General features: G+C 33.5%; 13 protein-coding genes. 7 read left to right on the forward strand and 6 right to left on the reverse strand.

What is annotated here, in order from left to right:
* Positions 1-8: 8 nt before the first annotated feature.
* Complete coding sequence (gene folK, locus ACNQF6_RS04430; RefSeq protein WP_417963616.1) at positions 9-1,145, reverse strand: 2-amino-4-hydroxy-6-hydroxymethyldihydropteridine diphosphokinase; 1,137 nt, start codon at positions 1,143-1,145, stop codon at positions 9-11.
* A 138-nt stretch (positions 1,146-1,283) separates the two neighbouring features.
* On the opposite strand from folK, the gene sppA reads away from it, so the two are divergent.
* Positions 1,284-3,044 carry a signal peptide peptidase SppA gene (sppA, locus tag ACNQF6_RS04435; RefSeq protein ID WP_417963617.1) on the forward strand — a complete coding sequence of 587 codons (1,761 nt, stop codon included), beginning with the start codon at positions 1,284-1,286 and terminating at the stop codon, positions 3,042-3,044.
* 185 nt (positions 3,045-3,229) lie between these two features.
* Positions 3,230-5,842, forward strand: coding sequence for an AsmA-like C-terminal region-containing protein (locus ACNQF6_RS04440; protein ID WP_417963619.1), 2,613 nt, complete (start codon positions 3,230-3,232; stop codon positions 5,840-5,842).
* Between the two features lie 187 nt (positions 5,843-6,029).
* Here ACNQF6_RS04440 and ACNQF6_RS04445 read toward each other — a convergent pair whose 3' ends face one another.
* Complete coding sequence (locus tag ACNQF6_RS04445) at positions 6,030-6,824, reverse strand: DUF2797 domain-containing protein (RefSeq protein ID WP_417963621.1); 795 nt, start codon at positions 6,822-6,824, stop codon at positions 6,030-6,032.
* Positions 6,825-7,081: 257 nt separating this feature from the next.
* On the opposite strand from ACNQF6_RS04445, the gene ACNQF6_RS04450 reads away from it, so the two are divergent.
* Positions 7,082-8,605: a GH3 auxin-responsive promoter family protein gene (locus ACNQF6_RS04450; protein ID WP_417963623.1), complete on the forward strand. Its 1,524-nt coding sequence runs from the start codon at positions 7,082-7,084 to the stop codon at positions 8,603-8,605.
* An 11-nt stretch (positions 8,606-8,616) separates the two neighbouring features.
* Positions 8,617-8,766 carry a hypothetical protein gene (locus ACNQF6_RS04455; protein WP_417963625.1) on the forward strand — a complete coding sequence of 50 codons (150 nt, stop codon included), beginning with the start codon at positions 8,617-8,619 and terminating at the stop codon, positions 8,764-8,766.
* A 57-nt stretch (positions 8,767-8,823) separates the two neighbouring features.
* Here the strand turns inward: ACNQF6_RS04455 and serB are convergent, their stop codons facing one another.
* The 4 genes from serB to ACNQF6_RS04475 all read right to left on the reverse strand — a co-directional run bounded on the left by serB (position 8,824) and on the right by ACNQF6_RS04475 (position 13,954).
* Positions 8,824-10,062 carry a phosphoserine phosphatase SerB gene (gene serB, locus ACNQF6_RS04460; RefSeq protein WP_417963627.1) on the reverse strand — a complete coding sequence of 413 codons (1,239 nt, stop codon included), beginning with the start codon at positions 10,060-10,062 and terminating at the stop codon, positions 8,824-8,826.
* A 162-nt stretch (positions 10,063-10,224) separates the two neighbouring features.
* Complete coding sequence (gene clpX, locus ACNQF6_RS04465; protein ID WP_282742287.1) at positions 10,225-11,457, reverse strand: ATP-dependent Clp protease ATP-binding subunit ClpX; 1,233 nt, start codon at positions 11,455-11,457, stop codon at positions 10,225-10,227.
* 86 nt (positions 11,458-11,543) lie between these two features.
* The gene (gene clpP, locus ACNQF6_RS04470; RefSeq protein ID WP_073351820.1) at positions 11,544-12,218 is read right to left on the reverse strand and encodes an ATP-dependent Clp endopeptidase proteolytic subunit ClpP; all 675 of its coding nucleotides are present in this window, start codon (positions 12,216-12,218) and stop codon (positions 11,544-11,546) included.
* 410 nt (positions 12,219-12,628) lie between these two features.
* Positions 12,629-13,954 (reverse strand): trigger factor, encoded by a 1,326-nt coding sequence (locus ACNQF6_RS04475; RefSeq protein WP_417963629.1) that lies wholly within the window; start codon positions 13,952-13,954, stop codon positions 12,629-12,631.
* Positions 13,955-14,411: 457 nt separating this feature from the next.
* Here ACNQF6_RS04475 and ACNQF6_RS04480 point away from each other — a divergent pair, with 457 nt between their 5' ends.
* From ACNQF6_RS04480 to ACNQF6_RS04490, 3 genes are all read left to right on the forward strand, one after another.
* Positions 14,412-15,323, forward strand: coding sequence for a DUF6731 family protein (locus tag ACNQF6_RS04480; RefSeq protein ID WP_417963631.1), 912 nt, complete (start codon positions 14,412-14,414; stop codon positions 15,321-15,323).
* A 1-nt stretch (position 15,324) separates the two neighbouring features.
* A complete protein-coding gene (locus ACNQF6_RS04485) occupies positions 15,325-15,750 on the forward strand; it encodes a hypothetical protein (RefSeq protein WP_417963633.1) in 426 nt (141 codons plus the stop codon).
* A 143-nt stretch (positions 15,751-15,893) separates the two neighbouring features.
* A complete protein-coding gene (locus ACNQF6_RS04490) occupies positions 15,894-16,328 on the forward strand; it encodes a hypothetical protein (protein ID WP_417963635.1) in 435 nt (144 codons plus the stop codon).
* The last annotated feature ends 179 nt before the right edge of the window (positions 16,329-16,507 follow it).

Consider the following 16,507-nt stretch of genomic DNA (forward strand, 5'->3'; position numbering starts at 1 on the left):
TAGCCTATTTATGGATTAATCTTCTTCTGTATTTCATCTAAAATATAGATATAATCTTCTTGATTTTTTACGAAATCCTTATCAGAAACATCAATGATGAGAACATTCAAATCAGTTTGTGACTTAATATAATCGAGATAACCGCTATTGATTTTATCTAAATATTCCGCTGGGATTTTTTGTTCGTAGCTTCTGCCGCGTTTTTTAATATTTTGCAAAAGCCTTTCTGAATTTTGATACAAATAAATGTACAAATCCGGTTTGGGCATTTCCCTGTAAATGATATCAAAGAGATTGCGGTACAATCGATATTCATCTTCAGCCAGTGTGATTTTTGCAAAAATCAAAGATTTAAAAATATGATAATCAGCAACCAGAAAATCTTTAAACAAATCAAATTGTGCTAAATCATCTGATAATTGTTGGTATCTATCCGCAAGAAAAGACATTTCAAGAGGAAATGCATATCGGTTTTGATCTTTATAAAATTTGGGTAAAAAAGGATTATCCGCAAAACGCTCCAATACTGTTTTTGCATTAAAATCCTCAGAAATCTTCATGGCCAAAGTGGTTTTTCCCGCTCCGATATTCCCTTCAAAAGCAACATAATTAAATTGCTCCAAAGAAATATTCTGCAAAGGGTTAACTAAATCCCGAACGACTTTACAAACACTGTCATCTGGCGATATTGCCAATAATTCTGAAATATTTTTTTGAAGAATGGGATGTTCCCAATCTAAATTCAAATCTTGAATAGGCAACAAAACAAAATTTCTGTTTTGCATCAAAGAATGTGGAATCTGCAGTTTTTCGGTAGTAATAATTTCTGAATCAAAAGCAATCAAATCAATATCAATCGAACGTGATTGGTATTCTTGAGTTTTGCTTCGCAAACGACCCAGTCGTTTTTCGATTTTTAAAACCTGAGTCAGAATTTTATGAGCAGAGGAAAAAGTATGCAAAACCAAAGCGCAATTATAAAAAGCATCACTTTCAAAACCCCAGGCTGGTGTTTCATATAAGCTGGAAACTTTGATTACAGTACCTATTTCTTGATGTATCAACTCCAAGCAACGCTCGATATTTTCCAAACGATTGCCTTGATTACTGCCTATAGATAAAATGACCTGATGTTGTGATTTCATAATAAGGTGCAAATTAACTAAAAGAATTTTAGAATTAGCAATATATTTGCATCCTGTGTTGATAATTAAACTTGGAAATACGAAACAATTGTTTGTAACATTTCTATCTTTTTTACGACATATTAAAAAAATATAATTATGAGATTTTTAGGAAATGTATTGGCAACCATTATAGGTATTTTTGTTTTTTTCATGTTGTTCTTTTTTGGAATCATCCTCATCGGAGCTATTTTTGGTGGTGAATCTGAAGGCGTTACGGTGAAAAATAATTCTGTTATTGAATTGAATTTGGAAGACATCAGTAACGATTATGCAGGAAAATATAAAGATCCTTGGGTAACGATTTTTTCAGAAAACAAAAAAATAGGTTTGTCAGACATTATCAGCGCCATTGAAGTAGCAAAAACAGATGCCGACATTGAAGGTATTTCTATACTAAATAATAATTCCTCACTGGGAATGGCACAAAGCAAGGCAATTAGAGATGCTTTAGAAAGCTTTAAAAAATCAGGAAAATTTGTCATGGCTTATGCTAATTCGTATTCACAAAAAGAATATTACCTAAATTCTGTTGCAAGCCCAATTTACTTAAATCCTGTTGGAGACATGGATTTCAAAGGTCTTTCTGCTGAACTTATGTTCTTTAAAGATTTTCAGGAAAAATCAGGGTTAAAAATGGAAGTAATCCGTCACGGAAAATACAAAAGTGCTGTTGAGCCATTTTTAGAAAATAAAATGAGCGATGCTAATAGAGAACAAACTACTGCATTATTAAATTCAGTTTGGAATTCCATTACTGCTGACATTTCTAAAAGCCGAAATATATCTGTAGCTAAATTGAATGAAATTGCCAATGGACTTCTTGCTCGAACTCCAGAAATGGCAAAATCACAAAAATTAATTGACATTATTGCCTATGAAGATGTGTATCACAATGCCATCCGAAAAGCACTTAAAGTAGCCAATGACGAAGACTACAATAAAATATCTGTTGTAGATTATGCTCAAAAAATTGCTACTACTTCCCAAAATCTTGACAGCAATGACGAAATCGCTATTATTTATGCTCAAGGAGAAATTATGGGCGGTGAAGGCGATGTGAATGTCATTGGCGAAGGTTCTATGCGTCGCTCGTTACAGGAGGCTCGAAAAAACAAAAATGTAAAAGCCATTGTACTCCGCATTGACAGTCCGGGTGGAAGTGCTTTGACATCAGATTTAATTTGGAGAGAAATTGAATTGACTAAAAAAGTAAAACCAGTAGTTGTCTCTATGGGTAATTATGCGGCTTCTGGTGGGTATTACATTGCGTGTAACGCCAACACCATTTTTGCCGAAGAAAACACAATCACGGGTTCTATCGGTGTTTTTGGAATATTACCTAATTTCACACCATTGGCCACTAAAATTGGAATTCATACCGAGCAAGTTAAAACACATCAAAACTCAGCAAATTACAGTCCTTTTGTTCCAATCGATGAAAATTTCAAAGCAGTTACCTTAGAAGGTGTGGAACACATTTACAAAACATTTGTTACACATGTAGCACAAGGTCGCAAAATGACATTTGCACAAGTAGATGCGATTGCACAAGGAAGAGTTTGGACCGGTTCCGAAGCATTGAAAATTGGACTTGTAGATAAAATTGGAGGCTTAGATGATGCTATTGCAAAAGCGGCTTCATTGGCAAAAATAAAAAGCTACAGTACCCAAAATTACCCGGAATACGAGAAAAACTTCGACGATCTTTTAGCTAATCTTCCTTTTGCAAAATCTAAAGAAGATTTTATAAAAGAGGAAATAGGAGAAGAAAACTTTAGAATTATGCAACAAATAAAAAAATTGCAAGCACAAAAAGGAGTTCAAGCCTTAATGCCTTTTGAAATTAATATTCATTAAAACTTTTATAACCCATTAAAAAATCCGTTTTAGAAATTGCTAAAACGGATTTTTTTATACTATAAAGTTAAATTATTGTTTATAAAAAACCTCAAAAAAATCACTCTGTCCTAAAAATACTATTTTTGTAAAAGAACAGAAGGCATTATTTTTGTTACACTAATAGAATCTAAAGAAATTAAATTATGGTAAAGAAAGTTTTAAAAATCATTGGAGTTCTGATTGTCCTGCTCGTCGTGACTTTATTTGCTGCGCCTTATCTATTTAAAGATCAAATAAAAGCTAAAATTTCTGAAGCCATTAATGCCAAAGTAGATGCCAAAGTCTCTTTTGCAGAAGCAGATTTAAGCTTATTCAAAAATTTTCCAAATGCGAATGTAACATTGGAAAAATTAGTCATTATAAACAAAGCTCCTTTTGAAGGTGATACTTTGATTTCATTAGGTGAATTGAATTTAAAAATGTCCATCAAAGAACTTTTTAAAGGTAAAGAGGAAGCGATGTCTATTGACGGAATCACTTCGAAAAATGGATTAATCAATATCATTTTTAATAAAGACGGAATCGGGAATTACGACATTGCATTGAAAGATGGCAAAGCCAAAGACGATAGAAAAAGCAGTCCGTTATCATTAAAAATCCAAGAGTATAAAATCGAGAATTTCAAGTTTCGCTATTTTGACGAAAGTTCAAAAATAAAAATGGCAATCGACAGTCTAAACCATGAAGGAACCGGAGATTTTGCAGCACAAAAATTAGATTTGGTTACCAAATCAACTGCAAAAGTATCACTGAATATGGACAAAGTCAATTACATGAATAATGTCGCCTTGACGCTGGACGCAGTTTTGGGAATCGATTTAGAAAAAAGCAAATACACCTTCAAAGAAAATAAAGCATTAATCAATCAATTGCCGCTGGAGTTTGATGGTTTTATTCAAATGGTGGAAACGGGCCAACAATATGATTTGAAATTTAAAACACCAACCTCGTCTTTTAAAAATTTCTTAGGAATCATTCCAGCAGCCTATGCCTCAAGTTTAGACAACGTGAAAACAACCGGTGATTTTACCGTTGCGGGTTTTGCAAAAGGCTTGTATTCTGATACAACAGTGCCAAAATTCAATATTGAAATTGCTTCCAATAACGCATCGTTTCAATATCCTAATTTACCAAAATCGGTTCAAAATATCATTATTGATACTAAAATCATCAACGAAACGGGTATTCTAAATGATACATACGTCAATTTAGACAAGCTTTCTTTCAAAATTGACCAAGATGTTTTTAATGCTAAAGCAAACATCCGAAACATCACTCAAAATGCAATAGTTGACGCGGCTTTAAAAGGAACTATCAATTTAGCCAATCTTTCTAAAGCGTATCCTATAAAGCTGGACAAGCCCTTATCCGGAATTTTAAAGGCTGATGTGACTACAAAATTTGATATGGCGTCTGTAGAGAAAAGTCAGTATCAAAATATAAATAATGCCGGAACCATGAGTTTATCTGGTTTCAACTATGTGGATGAAAACGGCAAAACAATGAATATCAGCACTGCTTTGGTTCAATTTAATCCTAGTCAGGTCAATTTAAAACAAATGAACGCGACTACAGGAAAAAGTGACATTAGTGTAACGGGAATTTTAGAGAATTTTTACGGATTTATCTTTAGAAACCAAGAATTGAAAGGAAACTTCAACATGAATTCTAAACAATTAGCCGTTGATGATTTTATGACAACAGGTGAAACCACTAAAGTTGGTGCTAAAAAAGCAGACGCAATGAAGATTCCTGCTTTCTTAAATTGTACGCTTACCGCAAAAGCGACTACAGTTTTATATGACAATTTGACTCTCAAAGATGTTTCGGGGAAACTAATCGTGAAAGACGAAAAAGTAACTTTAGAAAATGTAAAAACATCTATTTTCGGAGGGACAATCGGAGTGAATGGAGCTGTTTCCACAAAAGGAAAAACGCCCGTTTTTAATATGGATTTAAAATTAAATCAAGTCGATATCGCACAGTCTTTCACTCAACTGGATATGTTGAAAAAAATTGCGCCTATTGCCGGAATTATCAACGGAAAATTAAATTCAAGTATCAAATTGAACGGAAATCTTGATGCAACAGAACTGACTCCTGACTTGAAAACGCTTACCGGAGATTTATTGGGACAATTGCTTTCTACGACAGTAAACTCAACTAATTCGACTTTGCTGACTGCATTAGGGTCTAACTTGAAATTTATTGATGTAAGTAAAATTAATTTGAATGATTTGAAAGCGGCGGTTACGTTCAAAGATGGAAAAGTAAATGTAAAACCATTTGATATTAAGTACAAAGACATCAAAGCCACTATTGGAGGAACGCACGGTTTTGACCAAAGCATGAATTACAATTTAAAATTTGATGTTCCGGCTAAATATCTAGGTTCAGAAGCGAATGCGCTAATTGCAAAATTATCTGCTGCCGATGCTGCAAAATTAGAAAGCTTTCCTATAAATGCTGTATTAGTAGGTAATTTTACAAATCCAAAAATCACAACCGACATCAATAGTGCGGTGACTAAATTGACTGCACAATTAGTAAACCAACAAAAAGACAGGCTTGTAAAACAAGGAACTTCGGCTTTGACAGATTTCATTAATAAAAATAAGAAACCTGGAGATACTACAAAAACGGCGACTCCTATTAAACCAGCCACAAAAGAAGAGGTAAAAGCTAAAGCTGCCGATTTGCTCAACGGTTTATTTAAAAAGAAAAAGAAAGCAGTAGATACTACAAAAGTAAATTAAGACCGTTTTATGAAGCAAAAAAGAGGAATTTCACCAAGTGAGATTCCTCTTTTTTATTGAATTTTATACTTGAATCTAAACAACGAAACTATTTGCTTTTGAGATTTTACCATTAAGGAATTAAGAAAAATTAAGCTCTAAATCTTAATGAAACTTAATTCCTTAATGGTTAAAAAACCTGTGTTTCTTATACATTAATTGTCACTACATAGCCTTCTGAACCACGTATATTAAAAACCGTTCCGTCTTCAAAAAGTAAATATTGCCCTTTTATTCCGGTAAGTTTTCCCTGAAACTGCGGTGTTTTATCCAAGCTCAAACTGTTTACTTTGGTTGGATACTGTAAAACGGGATAATGCATCTTGTACAAATCATTCTTCTGCGAATAAAAGTATTCCTGAACTTCTGTTGGGATCAAATTCTCTACTTTTAATCGTTCTGCGATTAAGTCAATTTGCTCCACATTGTTGGTCAGCATTTTTCTCCAATTGGTTTTATCGGCATAATGATTTTTCAATGCCACCTCAGTAATTCCTGCTAAATAGCGATTAGGAACTTCCACAATTGAAATGGCTTGGGTTGCGCCCTGATCAATCCATCGTGTTGGCATCTGCGTTTTTCTGGTCACTCCTACTTTGACTTCACTTGACAAAGCCAAATATACAATGTGCGGTTGCAGTTGTACTTTTTCTTCATATGCTAAATCCCTGTCCTGAATCCCAAGATGAGCAGTACTCAACTCCGGTTTCATAATCCAATCGCCAACAGCTGCACTAGAATAGAAGCAATCATAACAAAATCCCTGACGGAATATTTTTTTCTTCTTGCCACAATTCAAACATTGGTATCCCACAAAATTGATTTCGAGTTCTTTATTCAACAACTGATTCACATTCAAAAAACTATTCTCAAAAACTAAGTAATATTGAATTGGGTTTCCAAATTCCGTTTGCATTTTTGTAAGTACACCTTCGTAAGTCATTGCGATTTTAGATTGTTGATTAACGATTTATGATTTTAGATTAACGCTACCCATTTTAGAATTCCGATTATTAGAAACCCATTTCTGAGTTAAAATCTTTACTATAATATAGAATTGTTTTTTATAAAAAAACACTATTTTTGATGCTTTGACAAAGTTAGTATTTGTCAATCGATATTCAAATCTTAAATTTCAACCTTTTTACAATAGAAAAAAATCTGAAATTTAAAATCGTTAATCAACAATCTGAAATCTATATGCCTCTAACCATAATCAATTCGTTTGCCTCTTGGGTTCTAAAACAAAGAATCCATCAGATTGAACTTTTCCTAAAATACCCGAATGAGGTTCAGGAAGAATTGCTTATGAATTTAATTCAGTCATCAAAAAACACTGCATTAGGCAAAGAATATGAGTATGCTTCGATACATTCCTATGCGACTTTTGCCGAAAGAATTCCTATTTCGACCTACGAAGAATTACAGCCGTTGATTGAAAGAACCCGCAAAGGGGAACAAAATGTTTTTTGGGAAACCCCTATAAAATGGTTTGCCAAATCAAGCGGAACTACCAATGCCAAAAGTAAATTTATTCCGGTGAGTAATGAAGCCTTGGAAGATTGTCATTATAAAGGAAGTAAGGATTTATTGTGTTTGTATTTGAATAACAACGAAGATTCAGAGCTGTTTCTTGGGAAAAGTCTGCGTCTTGGCGGAAGTTCCCAAATCTATGAAGACAACAATACGTTCTTTGGAGATCTATCCGCAATTTTAATCGAAAACATGCCTATTTGGGCGGAGTTCAGCAGTACGCCAAGCAACAAAATTTCTTTAATGAGCGAATGGGAAACCAAAATTACTGCGATTATAAACGAAACGAAAAATGAAAATGTAACCAGTTTTGCTGGAGTTCCTTCCTGGATGTTGGTTTTAATGAATAAAATGCTGGAAGAAACCGGAAAAGGAAATCTATTCGAACTTTGGCCAAACTTAGAAGTGTACTTTCATGGAGGAGTAAATTTTGAACCGTACCGAGAACAGTACAAAAAAATACTCCCGAAAAAAGATTTTAAATACTACGAAATATACAATGCCTCTGAAGGCTTTTTTGCCATTCAGGATCTAAATAATTCCAGTGATTTATTATTGATGTTGGATTACGGAATTTTCTATGAATTTATTCCAATGGATACTTTTGGGACACCGGAACAAAAAGTTATTCGATTAGCAGACGTAGAATTGTTTAAAAATTATGCTTTGATAATTACCACAAATTCTGGTTTGTGGCGTTATTTGATAGGCGACACCGTACGTTTTACATCATTGAATCCATACCGAATTCGGGTTACGGGAAGAACCAAGCATCACATTAATGTTTTTGGCGAAGAATTAATGGTCGAAAACACGGATCAGGCTATTGCCAAAGCGTGTAAAATGACCCAAACCGAAGTGGTTGATTACACCGTTGCGCCCATATTTATGGAGGGCAAAGAAAAAGGTGCTCATGAATGGATGATTGAATTTAAAAACCCTCCAGCGGATGTATCTCAATTCCAGAAAGCATTAGATGAATCCATACAATCCTTAAACTCGGATTACGAAGCCAAACGCTACAACAACATGACATTAAACCCGCTAATGATAAATGTAGCCCGTAAAAATTTATTTTATGATTGGTTAAAAGATAGAGACAAATTAGGTGGACAACACAAAATCCCAAGACTTTCAAACCAAAGAGATTATTTAGAACAACTGAAAAGCATGCAGTTTCAAGCCGTATAAAAAATGATACGATGAAAAACACCTTCTACATCTTGATAACACTTTTTTTCTTGAGCTCCTGCGGACCGCATAGAATGAGTTGTGGTGCTAGGGGAATTTGTAAATCTCCCGAAAAACAAACACCTGAAAAACCTGAAAAAGTGTTTACCGTTAAAGCATAAAAAAGGCTGAACAAAATGATTCTGACACAGCCCTTTTTATTTTTTATAATTATATATTTACTCCTCCTCCATCATATCTATATGCCTGTCATGGTAGCCTAACAGGTATAAAACACCGTCGAGACCTAAACTGGAAATAGAACTCTCTGCTTTTTCTTTTACCGTAGGTTTGGCATGAAAAGCAATTCCTAATCCTGCTAAATTCAACATAGGTAAATCATTGGCACCATCACCCACCGCAATGGTCTGGTTGATATGTATTCCTTCTTTATCAGCAATGGCTTGAAGGTACTCTGCTTTCTTTTTACCATCAACAATTTCGCCAAGATAATTACCCGTCAATTTGCCGTCTATAATTTCCAATTCATTAGCGTGAACGTAATCAATCCCTAATTCTTTTTGCAGGTATTTTCCAAAAAAGGTAAATCCTCCAGATAAAATAGCCGTTTTATAGCCGTAATATTTCAAGGCTTTCATCAATCGATGCGCTCCTTTGGTTATTGGCAGATTTTCAGCAACGTTTTGCAGTACGTCCTCGCTCAAACCTTCTAACAAAGCCATACGTTGTTTGAAGCTTTCGCTAAAATCAATTTCGCCATTCATCGCTGCTTCCGTGATGGCTTTTACTTGCTCACCCACACCCGCTAACTCAGCCAATTCATCAATTACTTCGGTTTGAATTAACGTCGAATCCATATCAAAACACACTAAACGTCTGTTTCTGCGATACATATTATCCTCTTGAAAAGAAATATCTACATCTAACGTTCTGGAAATTTCCATAAAACTCGCCGTCATAAACGTTTTATCTACAATAGTTCCCGTAACTGATAATTGTATACAAGAACGAGGAAATTCTTCCTTATCGATAATAGAAACCCTGCCGGTTAATCTTTTGATAGCGTCAATATTCAGACTTTGGTTGGAGAGAATCCTAGTCACAGCAGCCAATTGTACCGCCGTTAATGTTTCGCCCAAAATATTGATAATATAGCGTTGTTTGCGTTGTGCTTTTACCCAAATTTCGTAATCAGCAATAGAAATCAGTATGAATTTTACTTTCACACCCAATTCATAGGCTTTAAACAATAAATCTTTTAAAACAGGTCCAGAAGAAGACCCCGCTTTTATTTCAAATAAAATACCTAAAGATAGTGTATCATGAATATCTGCTTGCCCAATATCTAAAATAATGGCATCGTAAGTCGCCAAGATGGATGTTAAACCAGCTGTTACCCCCGGTTTATCCTGACCAGAAACTTTTAATAAAATAACCTCTATGTCTTGTACCTGCATTTTATAATTATTTGATTTAGAATGGACAAAAATCGTCAATCTGACGTTGATATAAAAAAAAAATGTTCCTTTTTTTAAACAATAACAAATAGTTTAAATTACCTATAAAAAAACCTGTCCAAATGAATGAACAGGTTTGTATTTTTAAGAAAAATGCATTTTTTAGGATGCAATCTCCAAACGTTTCAATAAATTTTTATTCAACGTTTCTTTAGCATATTCAACATCAATTTCTAATGTTTTATCATCAGAACTTGGCAGTTCATACATCGCATCTGTTAAGATAGCTTCACATAAAGAACGCAATCCACGAGCGCCTAATTTATACTCTAATGCTTTATCAACAATAAAATCCAGGGCCTCGTCAGTGATGGTAAAAGTTACTTCATCCATCAAAAATAATTTTTCGTATTGTTTGATTAACGCATTTTTAGGCTGTGTCAAAATTGCACGCAAGGTTTCTCTGTCTAAAGGATCCATGTGTGTCAATACTGGCAAACGACCTATAATCTCCGGAATCAATCCAAAATCTTTGATGTCTTTTGGGATAATGTATTGCAACAAATTGTCTTTGTCAATATTATCCACATTTTTTGAAGTAGAATACCCTACGGCTTGACGGTTCAATCGTTTCGAAATAATTCTTTCAATTCCATCAAAAGCACCACCGGCGATAAACAAAATATTCTGAGTATTGACCTCAACAAATTTTTGGTCTGGGTGCTTGCGTCCTCCTTTTGGTGGCACATTCACAACAGTTCCTTCCAATAATTTCAATAATGCTTGTTGCACCCCTTCACCGGAAACGTCACGCGTAATAGACGGATTGTCACTTTTACGTGCAATTTTATCTATTTCGTCAATGAATACAATTCCGCGTTCTGCTTTGGCAACATCATAATCAGCTGCTTGCAAAAGACGCGTCAAAATACTTTCGACATCTTCTCCTACATAACCTGCTTCTGTAAGTACTGTTGCATCAACAATAGCTAAAGGGACATCCAACATTTTTGCAATGGTTTTAGCCACCAATGTTTTTCCTGTTCCTGTTTGTCCCACCATGATGATGTTACTTTTTTCAATCTCAACTTCATCGTCTAATTGCTGTTGCATCAAACGTTTGTAGTGATTGTAAACTGCAACCGACATTACTTTTTTAGTTTGGTCCTGTCCAATTACATATTGATCCAAGAACGCTCTGATTTCTTTTGGTTTTTTCAAAATCAAATCTCCAACCAGCTTTGAACTTCCGCTGGATTTTAATTCTTCTAAAACAATTCCGTGTGCTTGTTCGATACATTTATCACAAATATGTGCATTGATACCAGCAATCAATAATTGGGTTTCTGGCTTCTTTCTTCCACAAAACGAACACTCTAATACTACTTTTGCCATTCTTTTAGTCTAATGTCATAAAGTCAAAAGTCGTAAAGTCTCAGCTATGCTTTTGACTTTCGGACTTTTGACTTTCGACTAATAATTTATCCTCTTATTAAAACCTCATCAATCATTCCGTATGCTTTTGCTTCTTCAGCAATCATCCAATAATCACGTTCGCTATCAGTATGAACCTTATCAAAAGTTTGTCCAGAATGGTGAGAGATAATTTTGTATAATTCATCTTTCAGTTTCAACATTTCACGTAAGTTGATTTCCATATCAGTAGCAACCCCTTGCGCTCCTCCTGATGGCTGGTGAATCATTACTCTTGAATGTGGCAAAGCTGAACGTTTTCCTGCAGCACCTGCACATAACAACACTGCTCCCATAGAAGCTGCCATTCCTGTACAAATCGTTGCTACATCTGGTTTGATGTATTGCATCGTGTCATAAATCCCCAATCCTGCGTAAACGCTTCCTCCTGGAGAATTCAAATAAATTTGAATGTCCTTAGAAGCATCGGCGCTTTCAAGGAACAATAACTGTGCTTGAACGATGTTTGCAATTTGGTCGTCAATTCCTGTTCCAAGGAAAATAATTCTGTCCATCATCAATCTGGAGAAAACGTCTAATTGTGAAATATTCAACTGACGTTCTTCAATGATATATGGAGTCATGTTTTTAGGAGTCATTGCGCCTACGATTTTATCGTAATACATAGAGTTTACGCCGTGGTCCTTTGTAGCAAATTTTTTAAATTCTTTACCGTAGTTCATATTTTTTTGTTCTAAGTTTTACGTTATATCTTGTGATTCCATTTAATGCAAAGGTCATACCTCTTTATAAATGATGTCAATATGTCTTATTTTTTAGCCCAGATGGAAGAGAAAAGCTTTTTGAATTCCGTTTTTTAGTTTTTTTATTCTTGCAAAGCGACTGGAAGAAGCTCTTGCAGGAATTTAAAAAACAGAAACGGAAGAAAAAACTTGAAACGTACAGCTGGATTAGCTCCTGAAATTAATTCAAACAAAAGAGCGCCAAAAAATATTTTTTCTGACGCTCAAATATAACTATTTTTTATTGTTTACAATCTGTAATCAAATCATAAAATTTGAAACAACTAACGAAATTGTTTTCCGTTTTTTTCAACTTTTGACTTTATGACATTTGATTTTAAGACTAGAATTTATTCTCCGTAAGAAGCAGCAATAAATTCTTCGTAAGTTACTTCTTTAGTAGTAGGATTTGCTTTTTCTTTGAACAATTCCAATAATTTCTCAGCAACAACTTGGTCAGAAAGTCTTTTCACTTCGTCTTGGTTAGACAAAACTCTAGCTACAATTCCTTGAACTTCTTCGTCAGTAGGATTTGTTTGCCCGAATTGCGCCATTTGTTGACGGATATTTTTTGTAGTGAATGTTTTCAAGTCTTCAAAAGTGATTTTGATATCAGATTGAGCCATTGCTCTACCTTCGATCAATTGAAAACGCAATCCTTTTTCAGAACGTGCATATTCCACTTCAGCTTCCTCAGGAGACAATTTTTTCTCACCAACAGTTTGCAACCATTTTTTAAGGAATTCAGCTGGTAAATCAAATTTTGTGCTTTCGATTAAGAACTCAGTTACATCACCTAATAATTTTTGGTCTGCTTGTTGTGCAAATTGAGTTTCAGCATCTTCTTTGATTTTTGCTTTCAATTCTTCTAGTGAAGAAACAGTTCCAGCTCCAAACAATTTGTCGAACAATTCTTGGTTCAATTCTGCTAATTCAGCAGTGTTGATTGCTTCGATTGTGAAGTTTACATCAACATCTAAACCGTGAACGTCATCATGACTTACTTTCATCACGTCCATCAATTGGTGGTCGTCTTCAAATAAACCTTTAGTATTTACAGTCACTACATCACCTACTTTTTTACCTGTGAATAAATCCCAAGTCGCTTTGTCTTTGAAAAGATCAGCAGCAATAGTGGTAGCGTTATTAATTCCTTTTTCTTCGTTAGTGAATGTTCCTGTTACATCTGAATCTGCACCAACAACCTCTTGAGGAATTGCAGTTCCAAATTGTTTTTGGATTCTTTCCACTTGACCGTCGATTAATTTATCGTCAGCAGTAACCACATATTTTACGATGTCGTTTTTAGCATCTAAGTCTAAAGTGAAGTTTGGAACCAATCCAATTTCATATTCAAAAACCAATTCTTCAGCATCCCAAGAAAAATCTTCGTTTACTTTAGGAAGTGGCGTTCCAAGAAGGTTTAATCTTTCAGATTGTACGAAACGCTCTAGAGCCAAATCAACAACTTTCTGAACTTCTTCTTGTTTAATAGCTTTACCGTATTGTTTTTCAACAAGATCTTTAGGCACCGCTCCTTTTCTAAATCCCTTAACAGTTGCCAAAGGCATTTTTTCGTTTATTCTTTTTGCAACTTGTCCTTTGTAATCCATGTGAACAACAGTCATTACAATTGTTTCATTCACAGCGTCTATTGCTACTCTTTTGATATCCATCTTCTTCTTTAATTTACATAATAAAATTGGACTGCAAAATTATAAAATTTTTGCAACCCAAACAAGTATTTTACCATTTTGAATTTTAGGCAGTTATTTGACAAAATCACAGGCCAGAAAAGGAAAATAATTTGGGCGTGTCCCTGCAGATTGCTTCGTCGTTCCTCCTCACAACTTTGGGTCAGGCTGTACGTTATAATCTTTTATTGCGCTTCGCTTCATAAAAGGATTTTCACTGCCATCCTTCACGCGGGTCGAGGTATTCAACAATATAAAGTTGCTTTGATAATTTGTAATAATTTATTTATATATTTGAAATTAGATATGATGATTATCATACCTATCTACCCAAATTTGGGTCGCTTTATGTGATTTTGTCACACATATAAACGAGTTGTGAGCAATTTTAACGAAGAATCTGTAATCAAACACGATTTTTAACAAAAAAACAGAAAATATGAGTGAAATAAAATACACTAATGTTTATTATTATCAATTATTTCCAAATGATGAAGGTCTAAATCCAAAAGAAAAAGATATATTCTTTAAAAATTGTGATAAAAACATATTTACCAAAAAAAGTGGTTTTACACGTATTCAACATTCTGATGGTTATGTAAATATTTTCGATTTAGAGGAAAGACATAACAGATATGTTTTAGGAACGTTTGTTTATAATCAAACAACTAATATTCCTCCTTCTTTTAATGATATTGAAAATAAACCCTCTGAACTTAAAATAGGGAAATTTGACGGTCTTGGTTTTGACAGTTCATTTATTTATGATAGAAAAACAAGAATTATTGGATTAGAATCAAAAAAACCAGGAACTTCACAAAAATCTGTTGAAGATTTTATAATGAAGAATTTTGATTTAACAAATTGTCATTTAAAATTTGTTGTATTACCAAACGAGTATAATAAATTTTTAAATTCAAATAAATATACTCGTTTAGAAATGGATTTGGCAATTCCAAATAATGATATGGGAATTTTAAAGCCAAGTGAAAAAAATGCAAATAATATTTTGCAATTAATGCAAGATCTAAAAGGTACTTCCGCCAAAATAATCATTTCAAATGGTCGTTCAAGAAAAAAAACACTCTCACTTGAAAACGTTCGACAATTAGCACAATGGTTATACAAAACCGACAAAAAAGAAACTTTAGTTCAAAATTTAAGAATTACTGGTGTGGATGTTGATTCAGAAAATTACCATATATTTGATTTAATTTCCAATAGATTAATTACTAAAATAAGCATTGAAAAAACAAGAACAATTGGGAGTTTTCAGATAAAAATAAAATATGACCAATTAGAAGGTGATTTTTTAGCACATAGAGAGGAATTAGAAAAACTTCAAAAATAAAATGACAAAATTTGAAAAGATATTTTATATTATTCTATCACTGTTAGTAACCTATGCCATTTACTATCTTTCAAATCATTATTGCCGAGAATTAAATTATCAAAAATTCTTTGAACTTTTTATAACTACATTCAGTATTATTATTGGTTTTTTACTAACCATTTCAACTTTATTACATTCTATAAGAAATGAAAAAATTGAATTTATTCGCAAATCTGGAGGAATGAAATCCTTAAATTCTTCTTTGAAAAATTCAATTTATTTAAGTTTTATTGCTATTCTATTTTCAATATTTTCATTTCTTTTTGAGGACTTTTTTAAAAGTCATCAAATATTAATTTATCCAATAATTTTCTTAAATATTTTATCTTTTTTAACTTCATTAAATTTTATGAAAACGTTTTTGAAAATAATGTCAACAGAATAAAAAAACTGCTCCCCCCGCTAGCGCGAGCGTCCCGCTCGTGACCACACAAAAGCACGAAAAACAAAAGAACAAATTTCATACGTGACACGAGCGGGACGCTCGCGCAAGCGGAGGAAAATAATAATCGTTGTAAAACAGTTGAAATGAAAAATATTATTTACATAGTATTCTTGCTTTTTAGTCTATCTATAATTGGGCAAACTGAAAACTTAAAAAAGGACTTCAGAGTTGATTTATTAACTATTGAGAAAAAGACTAAAGATACTTTAATTGGAACATTTACTGAAATATACTCCGGCAATAAAAGAATCAAAGCAAAATGCTGTACTGATTTTGATGGAATTGACATTTTTTATATTAATCCAAAAGACATTGTCGATAATAGAATTTACATGAAATTTTATGGACGAAAATGCAAACCATATAAAAAGAAATTTATAATCAGAGGTGACTTAAAAACAACAATTTACCTCAAATACGGAAAAACAGAATATAATTCTAAAATAGAGGACTTTGAAATGATGTTTAAAAAATTAAATATAGAATATGACACTTTTAAATGTGGAACTATTGATTAATACTTTACCAGCTTCGCAAAGTGTTCTTTCAAAAAATAAATTTGCCCAGCTCCGCAAAGTGTTCATTCAAAGAATAAAATTATCATTAATGCTGCGCAAACGTCTCTGACTTTGCGCCCACAATAACAAGCAAAAAGTGTAAAACGTAAACGGCATATAGGATTTGGCACAAAGTCGGG

It is taken from the genome of Flavobacterium pasteuri (assembly GCF_048286615.1).
Classification (GTDB): Bacteria; Bacteroidota; Bacteroidia; order Flavobacteriales; family Flavobacteriaceae; genus Flavobacterium.

Bases quoted from the DNA above. Each gene is read 5' to 3' on its own strand.
- folK (WP_417963616.1), bottom strand. From the start codon at position 1,145: ATGAAATCACAACATCAGGTCATTTTATCTATAGGCAGTAATCAAGGC.
- sppA (WP_417963617.1), top strand. From the start codon at position 1,284: ATGAGATTTTTAGGAAATGTATTGGCAACCATTATAGGTATTTTTGTT.
- ACNQF6_RS04440 (WP_417963619.1), top strand. From the start codon at position 3,230: ATGGTAAAGAAAGTTTTAAAAATCATTGGAGTTCTGATTGTCCTGCTC.
- ACNQF6_RS04445 (WP_417963621.1), bottom strand. From the start codon at position 6,824: ATGACTTACGAAGGTGTACTTACAAAAATGCAAACGGAATTTGGAAAC.
- ACNQF6_RS04450 (WP_417963623.1), top strand. From the start codon at position 7,082: ATGCCTCTAACCATAATCAATTCGTTTGCCTCTTGGGTTCTAAAACAA.
- ACNQF6_RS04455 (WP_417963625.1), top strand. From the start codon at position 8,617: ATGAAAAACACCTTCTACATCTTGATAACACTTTTTTTCTTGAGCTCC.
- serB (WP_417963627.1), bottom strand. From the start codon at position 10,062: ATGCAGGTACAAGACATAGAGGTTATTTTATTAAAAGTTTCTGGTCAG.
- clpX (WP_282742287.1), bottom strand. From the start codon at position 11,457: ATGGCAAAAGTAGTATTAGAGTGTTCGTTTTGTGGAAGAAAGAAGCCA.
- clpP (WP_073351820.1), bottom strand. From the start codon at position 12,218: ATGAACTACGGTAAAGAATTTAAAAAATTTGCTACAAAGGACCACGGC.
- ACNQF6_RS04475 (WP_417963629.1), bottom strand. From the start codon at position 13,954: ATGGATATCAAAAGAGTAGCAATAGACGCTGTGAATGAAACAATTGTA.
- ACNQF6_RS04480 (WP_417963631.1), top strand. From the start codon at position 14,412: ATGAGTGAAATAAAATACACTAATGTTTATTATTATCAATTATTTCCA.
- ACNQF6_RS04485 (WP_417963633.1), top strand. From the start codon at position 15,325: ATGACAAAATTTGAAAAGATATTTTATATTATTCTATCACTGTTAGTA.
- ACNQF6_RS04490 (WP_417963635.1), top strand. From the start codon at position 15,894: ATGAAAAATATTATTTACATAGTATTCTTGCTTTTTAGTCTATCTATA.